Annotated in this window: 13 protein-coding genes; 9 read left to right on the forward strand and 4 right to left on the reverse strand. The window is 69.7% G+C overall.

Annotated features, from left to right (window positions below):
- Window positions 1–5: 5 nt before the first annotated feature.
- Window positions 6–1,133 (reverse strand): hypothetical protein, encoded by a 1,128-nt coding sequence (locus ACWIBS_RS04605; RefSeq protein WP_376128123.1) that lies wholly within the window; start codon window positions 1,131–1,133, stop codon window positions 6–8.
- Here ACWIBS_RS04605 and ACWIBS_RS04610 point away from each other — a divergent pair.
- From ACWIBS_RS04610 to ACWIBS_RS04620, 3 genes are read left to right on the forward strand one after another with little or no spacing between them, the layout of a single operon-like run.
- Window positions 1,065–2,645 carry a BTAD domain-containing putative transcriptional regulator gene (locus tag ACWIBS_RS04610; protein ID WP_376128121.1) on the forward strand — a complete coding sequence of 527 codons (1,581 nt, stop codon included), beginning with the start codon at window positions 1,065–1,067 and terminating at the stop codon, window positions 2,643–2,645. The genes ACWIBS_RS04605 and ACWIBS_RS04610 overlap by 69 nt on opposite strands.
- Window positions 2,646–2,668: 23 nt before the next feature.
- Window positions 2,669–3,655, forward strand: a complete 987-nt coding sequence (locus ACWIBS_RS04615) for an aldo/keto reductase (protein ID WP_376128120.1) — start codon at window positions 2,669–2,671, stop codon at window positions 3,653–3,655.
- A gap of 11 nt (window positions 3,656–3,666) precedes the next feature.
- Complete coding sequence (locus ACWIBS_RS04620) at window positions 3,667–4,062, forward strand: DUF2809 domain-containing protein (protein ID WP_376128118.1); 396 nt, start codon at window positions 3,667–3,669, stop codon at window positions 4,060–4,062.
- Here the strand turns inward: ACWIBS_RS04620 and ACWIBS_RS04625 are convergent.
- Complete coding sequence (locus tag ACWIBS_RS04625) at window positions 4,059–5,921, reverse strand: glycerophosphoryl diester phosphodiesterase membrane domain-containing protein (RefSeq protein ID WP_376128117.1); 1,863 nt, start codon at window positions 5,919–5,921, stop codon at window positions 4,059–4,061. The genes ACWIBS_RS04620 and ACWIBS_RS04625 overlap by 4 nt on opposite strands.
- Window positions 5,918–6,784: an oxygenase MpaB family protein gene (locus tag ACWIBS_RS04630; protein WP_376128115.1), complete on the reverse strand. Its 867-nt coding sequence runs from the start codon at window positions 6,782–6,784 to the stop codon at window positions 5,918–5,920. The genes ACWIBS_RS04625 and ACWIBS_RS04630 overlap by 4 nt, the downstream gene beginning before the upstream one ends.
- A gap of 356 nt (window positions 6,785–7,140) precedes the next feature.
- Here ACWIBS_RS04630 and ACWIBS_RS04635 point away from each other — a divergent pair, with 356 nt between their 5' ends.
- From ACWIBS_RS04635 to ACWIBS_RS04650, 4 genes are all read left to right on the forward strand, one after another.
- A complete protein-coding gene (locus tag ACWIBS_RS04635) occupies window positions 7,141–8,220 on the forward strand; it encodes a linear amide C-N hydrolase (protein ID WP_454136546.1) in 1,080 nt (359 codons plus the stop codon).
- A 123-nt stretch (window positions 8,221–8,343) separates the two neighbouring features.
- Complete coding sequence (locus ACWIBS_RS04640) at window positions 8,344–9,528, forward strand: sensor histidine kinase (protein ID WP_376128111.1); 1,185 nt, start codon at window positions 8,344–8,346, stop codon at window positions 9,526–9,528.
- A 1-nt stretch (window position 9,529) separates the two neighbouring features.
- Window positions 9,530–10,198, forward strand: a complete 669-nt coding sequence (locus ACWIBS_RS04645; RefSeq protein WP_376128110.1) for a response regulator — start codon at window positions 9,530–9,532, stop codon at window positions 10,196–10,198.
- Between the two features lie 110 nt (window positions 10,199–10,308).
- Complete coding sequence (locus ACWIBS_RS04650; RefSeq protein WP_376128108.1) at window positions 10,309–11,655, forward strand: acyltransferase family protein; 1,347 nt, start codon at window positions 10,309–10,311, stop codon at window positions 11,653–11,655.
- On the opposite strand, the gene ACWIBS_RS04655 is transcribed toward ACWIBS_RS04650, so the two are convergent.
- Window positions 11,603–12,262 (reverse strand): hypothetical protein, encoded by a 660-nt coding sequence (locus tag ACWIBS_RS04655; RefSeq protein WP_376128106.1) that lies wholly within the window; start codon window positions 12,260–12,262, stop codon window positions 11,603–11,605. The genes ACWIBS_RS04650 and ACWIBS_RS04655 overlap by 53 nt on opposite strands.
- Before the next feature lie 171 nt (window positions 12,263–12,433).
- Between ACWIBS_RS04655 and ACWIBS_RS04660 the strand changes: the two genes are divergently transcribed.
- Window positions 12,434–12,733, forward strand: coding sequence for a DUF1905 domain-containing protein (locus tag ACWIBS_RS04660; RefSeq protein ID WP_376128105.1), 300 nt, complete (start codon window positions 12,434–12,436; stop codon window positions 12,731–12,733).
- Window positions 12,734–12,836: 103 nt separating this feature from the next.
- A complete protein-coding gene (locus ACWIBS_RS04665) occupies window positions 12,837–13,343 on the forward strand; it encodes a prepilin peptidase (protein WP_376128103.1) in 507 nt (168 codons plus the stop codon).
- Window positions 13,344–13,357 lie beyond the last annotated feature (14 nt).

Below are 13,357 nucleotides of genomic sequence, written 5' to 3' on the forward strand. Positions count from 1 at the left end.
GGGCGCTATCGCCGCTGGAGAAGGTACGAGGAGTCGTCCATTCGGTTGGTCCACACCATCGAATCGGCGTCCCACTCCGTGACGATGTAACCGGGTGCTTGCCCGGGAAGGATCATCCGCTCGCCCTCCCACGTGATCGCCGCGCGGTTCTCTGCGCGATCAGTGATGCCGGTAACGTCCTGGCAGTAAAGGAGCTGAGTGTTCGTGGGGAAGACGAAGCGAATGTCCTGTTCGACGGGCTCGAAACCGCTGCCGTCGTCGTAGTGCGTGTGCTGCCATGCTCCGACGATCAGAGACTGCAGGTCACCCGCCTTGTCGGATGGCGCCGTAGCTCCAGGGGGTGTCAGGGGAGCGGAGTCCCAATCGCAGGAATCCGCCTGCTCGACCCGGTCCGTCTGGCCGACGTCTTTCTTCGCCGCAGCAGCGGGCTCGATCGAGGAATTCTGCGGCGCGGGGGCATCGGAAGTGTCCGTCGCCTCGGACGGCTGACCGGTGGCGCAGCCGACCAAGACCAGAGCGGTGACGAGCGACATTGCCGCGATTCGCAGCGCGCGTGGTGACATCGACAGTTCTTTCCTCCGGGTGATCTGATCACCATAGGTCGGCGTGTCTAAAGGGTTCTTAGGGTGGGCTTTAACGCCAGCTATGGTGGCGCTATGCCCTCGACGACGCGGTTCGCTCTCGCTTTCTCCGGTCGGGATCCGATCGAACAGGCCGGCCATGTGACCGAGTTGCTGGCACAGCCGCAGGTAGACGAGCCCGCCGTGCGCACTCGTCTGCAGAGCATCCTCGCCTCGGCGCTGATATCGACCGACCCCCTCGCAGCCCGGCGCGCGGCCGAGGATGCGGCACACGAAGCAGAACGGGCCGGCGACGATGTCTCGCGCGCATGGGCGCTGGTTGCCTCCACCGTCGTGGACGTTTCGCCCGACCGGGTTCCCCAGCGCCTCGCCGACACCCGTGAGGCACTGCGCATCGCCGAGGTAGCGGGGGAGTCGGAGTTTGTGCCCACCGCCTACTTCCTTCATCTCAGCGCGCTCGCCGATCTCGGCCTCATCGCCGAGGTGGATGCGGCGCTCAGCGAGACCGGCGCGCTCGTGAGCGCGTTTCCCTGGTTGGCGGACGAACGCCACGCCGCGTGGTTTCGATGTTTGCGCGCAACGATCGACGGTCAAGCGGGCCGCGCAGAGCAGATCGCCGATCGGGCGCTGCAGATTGCGCTGGACAGCGGCGACCCTGACGCGCGGAGCGTGTGGGTCGCTCAGCTCGCGATCATCCGATGGATGCAAGGACGCGTCGTCGAACTCGAGCCGGCGTTCCTGCACGCCAGGCAGAGCGTTCCTCACGAACCGGTCTGGGCGGTGTCACTGGCGTGGATGTGGCTACGTCAAGGACGCAGAAGTGCAGCCCGCTCGCTGGTGGCCTCTCTTCCGCCGTTCTCGGAATTCCCCCAGGACCGCAATTGGCTCGCCACCGCGTGCATCCTCGCCGTCTCGGCGGTCGAGTTGGGAGAGACCGAGATCGCTGCCGCCGCCGGTGATGCTCTGCGTCCGTACGAAGAGCGGCTCGCCACGATCGGCCTCGGCGTCACATGTTGGGGAACCGGATCCCGCCCGCTCGCGCTCGTCGCCCTGGCTCAGGGAGACACAGAGGGAGCGATCCGGCATTACCGTCGGGCGATCGAGGTGACGGGAAGGATCGGTGCGCACCCGTGGCTTGCCGAAGCGCAGGTCGAGCTGGCCGCGATCCTGGCAGACCGCGGCGACGCCGACAGCCTGCAGGAGGCATTCGTGCTGGCATCGGAGGCCGCCGCCACCGGTAGGGCACTCACACTGCACGGCATCGAGCGGGCTGCGGCGGGGCTCCTGGCATCCCGAACCGCATCGGGCGCGCCGCCTCGACCTGCTGAGCACCTCGCCGCGCCGCCTCCCGCACCGAGGATCGAGGTTCTGGGGACGTTCGACGTCATCGCGCACGACGGCACCCCGGCTCGCTGGCAATCGCGCAAAGCACGTCAGCTTTTGAAGATCCTGGTCGCCCGGCGCGGAATCGCGATCAACCGTGACAGCCTCATGCAGCTGCTATGGCCGGACGAGGCACCGCAGAAGGTGGCCAACCGATTCTCGGTGGCGGCCACGACGGTGCGACGCGCCCTGGACCCGCTCGGGCAGTTCCCTGGCGACACATACGTGCAGACCCAAGGGTCGGTCGTGCGGCTGTGCGTCGAACGGATCGACATCGACGTCGAGCGCTTCCTCACAGAGACGGCGCAGGCGCTCGCCACGCAGCCGCTCACCCCCACTGCCGTGGACCGTTTGCGCGCGGCGCTGGACCTGCACCGCGGCGATGCGCTCGCCGAGGAACCCGAGGAATCGTGGGCGGTGGAGCTGCGCAGCGAAGTGGACGGCGCGTTCTTCGCCGCCGCACACAGCCTTGCCGAAGCGTCACAGGAACTCGGGGATGAGCTCACCAGGCTCGAGTGCTACCGCCGCATCCTGGCCATCGACGGCTACGACCAGCGCGCCCATGAGGGCCTGATCGACGCGCTGACCGCGCTGGGCGCCCACGGTCAGGCCACCGCTGCCGGGCACAGTTACCGGCAGAGGATGAACGAGCTGAATATTCCGCTCGATACCTCGGGCTGAGGCTCGATAACCAGAGGAGCACCATGCAGCAGCGCGCATTGGGCGGCACCGGCCGTCAGGTGTCGGCGATCGGTCTGGGCACGTGGCAGTTGGGTGCCGACTGGGGTGATGTCTCGCAGGACGATGCGCGCGGCGTACTCGCGGCAGCCGCCGACGCAGGGGTGACCCTGTTCGACACCGCCGATGTCTATGGCGACGGACGCAGCGAGTCGATCATCGGCGATTTCCTCGCCGAGCGACCCGGTCATGCAATCACCGTGGCCACCAAGATGGGGCGCCGGCTCGCGCAGGAGCCCGAGAACTACACGAGAGAGAACTTCCGCGCCTGGGCCGAGCGCTCGCGTCGGAATCTCGGCGTCGACACGCTCGACCTCGTGCAGCTGCACTGCCCGCCGACGGCCGTCATCGAAGATGACGTGACGTTCGACGAGCTCGACGCGCTGGTCGACGACGGCGTCATCGACGCGTACGGGGTCTCGGTCGAAACGTGCGCGCAGGCGCTCGCGGCGATCGCACGCCCGAACATCACGAACGTGCAGATCATCCTGAACCCGTTCCGGCTCAAGCCTCTCGACGAGGTCCTTCCGGCCGCGGCGTCCGCCGGTGTCGCGGTGTTCGCCCGCGTGCCGCTGGCATCGGGCCTGCTGTCCGGGCGGTACACGCGCGAGACGACCTTCGCCTCCGATGACCACCGCACCTTCAACAGGCACGGGGAGGCGTTCGACCGCGGCGAGACGTTCTCGGGCGTGGACTTCGAGAAGGGTCTTATCGCCGTGAGCGAGCTCGCCGCAGCCGTCCCCGAGGGGGCGACGCTGCCCGCCACGACGCTCGCATGGATCGCCGGACTGGAGGGCGTCACCAGCGTCATACCGGGGGCGCGCAACGTCGCCCAGGCCCGGGCGAACGCGGGCGCGGCCGACCTGCTGGACACGGATCTCAGCGAGTTCGACCGTGCCGTCCGTGATGTCTACGACCGGATGCTGCGCGCCTCCATCCACCCGCTGTGGTGAGTCGTCGTCGCGTGAGGCGTCGCCGGATCGCTGCCGCCGTCGCGCTCGCCGCGGTCGTCGCGACGGGACTCGCCGTACACACGCTGCTCCCCGACATCCCCGCGACGGACATCGCGGGCGATGCCCTGTATGCCGTCGCCGCCTACGCCTTCGTCATGGTCCTCGCCCCGCGCTGGCATCCACTCGCGGCAGCGGGCCTTGCGGCGGCCTGGTGCGTCGCGGTCGAGCTCTTCCAGCTGACGGGCGTTCCGCTCGCGCTCGGCGCCGAATTCCCGCCGGTGATGCTCGTGCTCGGCACTGTCTTCGACGCGCGCGACCTCGTCGTCTACGTCGCGGCCATCGTCGTGGCGGTGGTGATCGACCTCGTCGTAGCGCGCGCGACAGCCCGCGTGAGACGGCGAACCTAGCCGACCGTGATGAAGCCGCGCATCGCGTCGAGAAGCCTGCCCGCGAGGCCTGTCTCCTCTGCCATCTCGGCACGGATCTCGACCACCCGATCGGGCACGTCGCTGATGATGCCTCCGGCTCCCCGCCGGAAGTGCTCTCGGATGCCGGCGTCGTCGTTCACCGTCCAGACCCAGAAGCCGTAGCCCTTGCGCTCGGCTGACGCCTGGACCGCTTCACTCGCGGTCCACTGTTCCACGACGATGAAGTCCGCGGGGGTGTCCGGCGCCTCGTCTCCGGCGAACGCCATCGTGTAGCCCACCGTGAGGTCGGGCCGCAGCGTTTTGAGACGCGCGACACTGGCCGCATCGAGCGAGTGGTAGATGTTGCGCTCGAGCAGGCCGAGCTCCTCGAGCTCGGCGACGAGCAGGTCGACGTGATCGTCGGTCTCGCCCCCGCCCAGCTTGATCTCGATGAGGAGCGGCAGGTCGAGCTCGTCGGCGCGCGTGACATATTCGGCGACCGTCGGGATGGTGCTGGTGTGCCCGAGCGCATCCCGCAGCGTGAGTGCCTGCAGTTGCGGCGTCGTGAGGTCTTTGACCGCGACGTCCTCGCCCGCCAGGCGACCGAGCGTCGCGTCGTGCATCGCGACGAACCCTCTGTCGGCCGTCTGCATGAAATCGACCTCGACCATGTCCACACCCGCCTCGGCTGCCGCATCGAGTGATTCGAGGGTGTTCTCGATCCCGCCCGGCGTGAACCCGCGGTGCGCCAGCGACAGGGTCTGCGGCGCCTCGGAGATCCGCTGCATGGGACCCAGGCTCGCGAGGCCGAGGGCGACGGCGGCAAGAACCGAGACGGAGACCACGACGGTCGCCGCACCGCGCGAATGCTCGTGGAGGACAGAGCCCGTGGCATCCGCCGTCGTTCGGTCCATCCCCAGCCACTGCGCCGGGACCCTGTCGCGGTGGCGCCGCACGAAGACGACGAGGATGCCCGCGATCCACGCCGCGACGACACCCGCGAGGACGGCGCCGGCGACGCGCACAGCGCCGAGGCTGAACGCCGCCACGGCGGGGGAGAGGGCCGGCGCGGCGGCATCCGTCACGAGGGTCGGCAGGATCGCCACGACCGTGAGCGCCGCGCCGGCGGCAGAGGCGACGATCATCGCGCCGACGATGGCGAGGGCGAGGGAGAGCCCCCGCACGCCCCACGTCAGCCGCAGGCTTCCGCGCAGCGCGCGTCCGCCCGTCGCATCGGTGAGCGCGAACAGAGGCAGGCTCGCTGCCAGCAGCAGGTTCGCGACGGCCAGGCCCACGAAGAAGACGATGAGGATCGTGCTGCCGGTGGCCGACTTGCTCAGCTCGCCGGTGACGAACCGCGGCACCGCGATGCCGTGAGTGAGCGCCGAGAGGAAGCCGAATCCGCTCAGTGGAAGCACGACGAACAGGTAGCCCAGCAGCGCGAGCGACGAGGGCCGGACGAGCTTCTTCGCCAGCCGGACCAGCTCACCCCCGAGACCCCGGAGTGACAGCGACCCTCGCGCGGTGACCTGGTCGACCGCCACGATGAGCACGGTGAACTGCAGCGCGACGATCCAGAACGCCAGCGTGCAGATGATGACGATGAGGCCCAGTGAGAACGGCAGGCCGCCCGTGATCTGCAGCTGACCGAGGTCGAGGCCGGTCATCCCCGCCGCGCGCAGCGCCTCGCGGAAGAGCCAGTGCACGAGCGGCAGCGAGATCCCGAGGATGACCAGCTGCGTGACGAGGACGACCGCAGCGAGCTTCGCGCCGCCGGAGCGCACGAGGCGCAGACCGCCGACGAACAGAGAAGCGGATGCTGCCCAGAAGCCCGGCGTCTGCGTGACGCGAACGGTCACCGGCGCACTTTGCGATACGGGTGGGTCTGCACGCGCTGTGTCGCCTCACCGACGAGCTGCTCGGTCGACCGGCGCTTGCGTGCGCTCGCGATGATGCGCCGGGTCGTCCGCGCGGCGGCGCGCAGGTTCATGGGGCGCCCTTCGATGCCGAACAGCAGCAGCGCCCACTCGGGCAGGAGCGAGAGGATCGCGTCCTGCACGTTGACCGACACGAAGACGGCGGCCGGGTTGCCCTTGAGCGACGGCTTGCGCAGCGACCGCGAGAGACGCGCCGCCGGCAGGGTCAGCGCCATCCAGTCCTTGTTGCCGTCGATGTAGGCCTCGAGTTCGGCGCGCGTGGCGGGGAGGAGCGCGGGGTCCGTGACACCCTGCAGGCCGGCCGCGATGCGCTGCTCCGAGACGAACTCGTCCTGCTCAGCGGGCGTGAGATCGGGACCGAACTCCTGGGCGGCACGCAGCACGCCGTAGACGAGCGCATTGTGCGTCCACGCGAGCCACGGCTCGTGGTCGGCGCGCAGCTCGTTCCCCGTCTCGGGATCGGTCCACACGGCACGTGCGTGCAGTCGCCGGACGGCCTCCGCCGCGGCATCGGCGTGCGCCTTGTCGCCGAAGATCGTCGTGTCGACGTAGCGGCCCGTGCGCTCGCCGCGGCCCTCGATGTCGCTGGAATAGCCGCTGGCCGCCTCGAACAGTCGCATCATCATGGGGTTGAGCGACTGCAGGAGGATGCCGGCGACACCGCCGAGCTTGGACGACGGGTCGGCGAAGACGCGCCGGCTGACGCTGCCGGGTGCGAAATAGCCGTCGCCCTCGGATGCTGCTGATCCTCGTGTCGCGGGCGCGCCGCTGTCTGTCGTGGTCATGATCCCCTGATCTCGTGTCTCGACGCGCCGTCTGCGGTTCCCCCTCGCGTGCGGGCGCGCGGTTCTCAGCCTAGAGTCCGCTCTCGGCGGACGCTGCCACGCGCGGCCGTATCGCGCCCTCCCGTAACCCGCCCGGCACCCTCCCCGTCACCCGCCGAACACCCACGTCTCACCCCATTTCGGCCGTCGCCAGAACACGGTCGAATGAGCTTGCTCTCATGTCTGCCATCGGCCATGGTTGACCCCGAACGGCGCCGCGATGCAGAGGTATCCCGGCGTCGATGGTTCTCTGCCGCACCGTTTCGCGCCGGCCACAGCCGCGCCGGTGACTGAAAATGATTGGACACGTCAAGCGCATGTGCACACGAGTTGTATGGCCCGATGCCAACGGATCGGTCATCGTCGGCCGGAACATGGATTTCCACATGGACCTCCTCTCCAACCTCTGGAAGCTGCCGCGCGGACTCGAGCGCACCGACGGCGTGAACGGCGACCTCACCTGGACCGCCAAGTACGGCAGCGTCGTGGCCACGGCCTTCGATCTGATCGCCTGCGACGGGATGAACGAGGAGGGTTTCGCGGGACACATTCTGTGGCTCGCCGAGTCCGACTACGGCACGCCCGGCCCGACGGACACACAGCTGAGTCAAGCCGTCTGGCTGCAGTACTACCTCGACAACTTCGCCACCGTCGCGGAAGCGGTCGAATGGACGAACCAGTCGCAGGTCGCGATCGCGCAGCTGTTCGATCCGACCGGTCACCTCGTGCCGACCCTGCACCTCGCCATCAACGACGCCACCGGCGACTCGGCGATCATCGAGTACACCGACGGCACTCCGACGGTCTACCACAGCCGCGACTACCAGGTCATGACGAACTCGCCGACGTTCGACAAGCAGCTCGAGCTCGCCAAAGAGATCACGGGTCTGGGCGGCACCCAGCCGCTGCCCGGATCGACCCTGGCGAGCGACCGCTTCGCGCGCGCCTCCTACTACGTGGCGCACCAGGAGCAGCCCAAGACGCAGCTCGAGGCGATGGCGGCCATGTTCAGCATCATCCGCAACGCGGCTCAGCCCTTCCGCACTCCGGAGCCGGGCAAGCCCGACGCTTCGCAGACCCTGTGGCAGGTGGTGCTCGATCTGACCAACCGGCGCTACGCCTTCGAGTCGACGACTCGACCGAACATCGTCTGGGTCGACTTCGACGACCTGAGCTTCCGCGAGGGCACGAAGGTGCTCAAGCTCGACCTGGTGAGCCGTCTCGCGCTGGAAGGCGGCCTGGTCGGAGACGCGAGCCACCAGTTCAAGGATGTCGGCGAGCTCGGTCACGAGCTGCTGGCCGCGGGTGTCTCCGCGCTCGAGCTCGTCGCGAAGAAGCAGGACGAGTTCGCCGCAGTCGAAAAGGCCGTCCAGGACCTGGTCGGCACGAAGAAGTAGACGGCGAGAGCACTCATCCAGCGCGGGGACCACGCGCTCATGACACATGCCCCGTGGCCGAGGCAGCGAACGGCCACGGGGCATTCTCCTCGCATCGCCAGAGCTCGCGCCTACGATGGGCGGGTGGGATCCGGAGGGCGAAGGGCGACCAGAGCGGTCATCACCACCGCTGCGCTCGCGGCCGGTCTCACCGTGCTCGCCGTCGATTCCGCGCTCGGCGCGACGGTCTACGCGATCGACGCTCCGCTGGCGATCGCCCTTGCCGCCGCGCTCGGAGCAGCCATCCCCCTCGCGTTCGTGCGGCCACGCCTCGCCGCGGCGCTGTCCGTCGCCGCCGTGCTCGCCTTCGCGATCGTGAGCGTGCCTCCGGCAGCCGCGCCGTGGCCGGCGAGTGTCGCCGCAATGGTCGCCGTCGCCCTCACCCTGGGCGTGGTCGGCACCACCGCCCCCCGCGTCGTCGGCGCCGTCGCATGGGGGGCCGGTGTCGTCGGCCTGCTCGTGATCGTGGCGGTGCGCGACCATGGCGATGTCCAGACCGGACCGATCGTCGCGGACCTCGTCGTGTTCGCCTCGCTGGGCGTGCTCGCGCTGGGCGGCGGGATGCTGCTGCGAAGCGCCCGCGAAGCACGACGTCTGCTCGCGGTCGAACGCGAAGTGTCGGCGGCCGAGACCGCTCGCCGCCAGCTCGCCGAGGAGCGCACGCGCATCGCGCGCGAGCTGCACGACATCGTCGCGCACGGGATGTCGGCGATCCAGGTGCAGGCCGCGAGCGCACGGTACCGCCTGCCCGACCTCGCGCCCACCGCCGCCGACGAGTTCGACGAGCTCGCCACGACAGCACGCACCGCGATGAGCGAGATGCGACAGCTGCTGAACGTGCTGCGCGAGGACGACCCGGCCGAGTCGGCGCCCCAGCCCGGGCTGCGCGAACTGGCCGAGCTGCTCGCACGGCCCCCGCACGGCGGTCCGCTGACGACCCGGGGCAACCTGCTCGACGGTCCCGACGACCCACTCACCGGACTCACCGTGTACCGCGTCGTGCAGGAGTCGCTGAGCAACATCGCGCGGCACGCGCCCGGCGCCGAGACGTTCGTGCGCCTCGACCGCGACAGTGCGGGCAGGATCGCGATCGAGGTGCGGAACACGCCGACCCCCGGCATCCGCCCACCCGTCACGGACGGGGGAGGACACGGGCTTCGCGGAATGCGCGAGCGCGTCGAACTCGCGGGCGGCGAGCTCGCGGCAGGACCCACGCCCGAGGGCGGCTTCGCGGTGATCGCGCGGCTTCCCGCCAGGAAGGACGACTGACATGCCGATCTCGGTACTCATCGCCGACGACCAGTCGATGGTGCGGGCGGGGTTCGCCGCGATCCTCGACGCGCAGCCCGACATCTCCGTCGTCGGACAGGCCGCCGACGGAGAGGAAGCGATCACCCTGGCGCGGCGGTTGCGGCCCGACATCGTGTTGATGGACGTGCGGATGCCGGGGGTCGGCGGCCTCGAAGCGACACGCGTCCTGCGCGATGAGCACACGCACGGACATCGCCCGCTCGTCATGATGCTCACGACGTTCGATGCGGACGAGTACATCCACGACGCGCTCGCCGCGGGAGCGAGCGGATTCCTGCTCAAAGATGCCACTCCGGCCGACCTCATCGCCGCGGTGCGGGTCGTCGCCGCGGGAGACGCGCTGCTCTCGCCGCGGGTCACGAGGCGCCTGCTCGAGCGCTTCGCGGCCCAGCGGCCGCCCATCAACCGTCACGCGCTGCGCCTGAACGACCTCACCGAGCGCGAGCGCGAGATCCTCGTGCTCATCGGTCACGGACGTTCCAACGCCGAGATCGCCGCCGAGCTGTTCATCGCCGAACAGACCGTCAAGAGCCACGTGAGCCGCATCTTCTCGAAGCTCGACGTGCGCGATCGCGTCCAGGCCGTCATCCTCGCCTTCGACGCGGGACTGGTCGAACCGGCGTCCTGACCCCTACCCCGGTAGGGGGTGTGATTCGCACCGGGGATGGATGCCGCGTGCGAAACCTTGGCGAGACGATTCTCGTGCGGCGTCGTGGACGCGTCGCCGGAAGGTCTCGCATGTCTCTGCTCACCGCTCGTCGGGCTCTGCCCGCCACGGATCGCCCGCCCCTGGTCGCGCGGGATTCGGCCGTCGATGTCGCGCGCGCCGCGTGTCTGGTGATCGTCGTCGCGCTGCACGCCATGATGGTCGGCGTCAGCGCGCCGGACGGTGCGCCCGTCTTCGAGAACGCCATGTCGATGTGGGACGGCTTCGCCGCGACGACCTGGGTCGTGCAGGTCATGCCGCTCTTCTTCGTGCTCGGCGGATTCTCGTCGTTCGCCGACTGGACCCGCAGGCGTGCCGGGGGAGAGCGAGCGGGCACGTACATCGTCGGACGCGTGCGGCGGCTGACGGTTCCGGCACTCGCGGCGCTCGTCGCGACCGGGGTGTTCCTCGCGATCCTCACGATCGTCGGCGTCGACCCTGCCATCGTCGCCGAAGCCGGGTTCCGCATCAGCCAGCCGCTCTGGTTCCTCGCCGTCTATCTTCTGTGCACGCTGCTCGTGCCGATCGCCGTCGCGTGCCACGAGCGCGCGCCGGCGCTCACCGTGGGCCTGCTCGCCGCGGCCGTCCTCGCCGTGGACCTGACGCGCATCGCGACGGGTGTCGAAGCCGTGGGCCTGGCGAACCTGCTCTTCGTCTGGATGCTCGTGCAGCAGCTCGGATACTTCGTCGCCGACGGGCGACTGTCCTCGCTCGGTCGAGGCCGCATCCTCCGGCTCGGCTCGGCGGCTCTCGCGGTTCTCGCCCTCACGACATCGGCCGGCCTCTATTCGGCGGATCTCTTCGACGCGCTCAACCCGCCCACCGGCGCGCTCGTTCTGCTCGGTGTCGTGCAACTGTGCGCGTTCGAACTGCTGCGCCCCCGCCTGCGGGCGTGGCATGCGCGCGCGCCGATCGCGCGTGCGACGCGAGCCGTCGGCGCGCACGCCATGACGGTGTACGCGTGGCACATGCTCGTGCTCCTCGCCCTCGCCGGGGTGCTGCTGCTCCTGCCGATCGACCTTCCCGCCCCCGTCTCCGCGGACTGGTGGGCCTCCCGGCCCCTGTGGCTCGTCGCGGCGGGAGTGGCGACCGCCGTCGTCGCCCGCGCCGCAGGCGTGTTCGAGCGCCGACCCTCGCGCACATCCCGGCGCACGGGATGGGCGGCATTCGGGATCGCGGCCGTCTCGGCGCTGGGCATCGTCGTGATCCTCGCCGGCACCGGCTCGCTCGCGGCGTGGATCATCGGCGCCGCTCTGGTCGGTTTCGGCGTCTACGCCGCCCGCGCCGGGGGCCGGCGCGCGAACGGCCGGAGGGCGCCGGGCGCCGTCACGTCCTCGCGAGTGATCGCCGCGGGCGCTCGGGCGTCGCGAGACGGCTGACCAGCTCGGCCGCGAGAGCGCCCAGCCGGTCGTTGCACGCGTCGATCTCGTGCATCACGAGGTCGTGGTCGGCGCTCGTGAGCGATTCCTCCGCCTGCAGCGCGGCATCCCGGACCGTGTCGAGTGCGAGAGCGATGTCGGCGAGGTGCAGCAGGATGGCCGCGTTGTCGCCGCTGGAGGCGAGGAACGGGGCCCAGCGGCTGAGCGAGTCCGCCAGCCGTGCCCGCTCGTCGACGATGCTCTCACGCAGGAGATGCAGGTCGTCGGCGTAGTCGGGGGAGGACGGCGTCGTGCTCAGCGTCGGCAGTGCCCGCGTCACGATGCGACCGCGCGAGATCTCGCTGTGCTCGTCATCGGCGAGATCGTGCAGGAACTCCGAGAAGGCGAGACGGTTGACCGGCGCCCAGCGTCGGGCCGTGGACCGGGCGACGACACGGTCGAGCACCAGCACGGTGAGCAGGAACGTCACGAGCCCCGCGGCGAGGCCTGACAGCACCACGAGGTCCTGCCAGATGCCCGAGGCCACATCGAGCCAGATGATGACCGCGACGACGGCAAGCCCTGCCAGCAGGGCCACCGTGTCGCGCACGCGTCGACTGCCGTTCACCGCTGCGTTCCCTCCGTCGACGCTGCCGGTCGCCTCCGGCCCTGTGTTCGGCCACCATAGCCGCATTCCGCCCCGCGGCTCGTGGCTCGGCGGTTGTCCACAGGGGGTGCCGGCGGCGGAAGCGGGGGTGGCATGCTGGGGCACCGGAGCTCGAGCGAAGAGGAGACAGCAGTGATCGTCGACTTCGACGGAGAGGTCTTCCTCTGGCATGCCCGGCAGCAGCAGGACTGGTTCTTCGCGGGCCTTCCCGAGGCGCTGTCCGCCGACATCCGCGAGATCCCGCGACCGGTGCGCGGCTTCGGATCGGTGCGCGTCGAGGCGCAGATCGGCGGCTCCCGCTGGCGCACCTCGATCTTCCCCGACGTCGAACGGGGCGCCTACGTCCTGCCCCTGAAGAAGTCCGTGCGCGAGGCGGAAGGCATCGTCGACGGCATGACGGTCCGGGTGAGTCTGGACATCCTCGATGCCTGAACAACACGGGGAACTTGACGAGACATGAGAAATCTCTCATGATCAAGGGAGGGGGAGGCCGGGCCGCTCTGGGATCGCGCACATTCCGTCACGGGATGCACGTGTGTCTGCGGTGAACCTCACGCTCAGCGTCGTGTTCGTTCTGTTCGCGGCGCTGAGCGTTTCCCTCAGCGTCATCGACATCCGCACGCACCGGCTTCCGAACATCATCGTGCTGCCGGCCTACCCGATCACGATCGGGCTGTTGGCGCTGGCGTGCCTGCTGGGGGCCGACGGGCGTCGGTTGATCGGCGCGCTGCTCGCGATGGCGGGGATGTTCGCCTTCTATCTCGTGCTGCGCCTGATCAGCCCGCGCGGCATGGGCGGAGGTGACGTCAAGCTCGCCGGCGTCGTGGGACTCGTGCTCGGCTGGGTCGGATGGGATGCCGTCGCGGTGGGCTCACTCGCCGGCTTCATCCTCGGCGGGGTGTTCGGCACCGCGATGCTCGCACTGCGACGGGCGGATCGACGCACGCGCATCCCGTTCGGTCCGTTCATGCTCGCCGGCGCATGGGTCGGAATCCTCGCGGGTCCTGCCCTGAGCGCGGGGCTCGTGTCAACGGGTGCGTGAGCAGGGAAGCCCGT

This window comes from Microbacterium sp. NPDC055442 (genome assembly GCF_053644215.1).

Coding starts and splice junctions, on each gene's coding strand:
- ACWIBS_RS04615 (WP_376128120.1), top strand. CDS start 2,669: ATGCAGCAGCGCGCATTGGGCGGCACCGGCCGTCAGGTGTCGGCGATC.
- ACWIBS_RS04650 (WP_376128108.1), top strand. CDS start 10,309: ATGTCTCTGCTCACCGCTCGTCGGGCTCTGCCCGCCACGGATCGCCCG.
- ACWIBS_RS04645 (WP_376128110.1), top strand. CDS start 9,530: ATGCCGATCTCGGTACTCATCGCCGACGACCAGTCGATGGTGCGGGCG.
- ACWIBS_RS04630 (WP_376128115.1), bottom strand. CDS start 6,784: ATGACCACGACAGACAGCGGCGCGCCCGCGACACGAGGATCAGCAGCA.
- ACWIBS_RS04635 (WP_454136546.1), top strand. CDS start 7,141: ATGTGCACACGAGTTGTATGGCCCGATGCCAACGGATCGGTCATCGTC.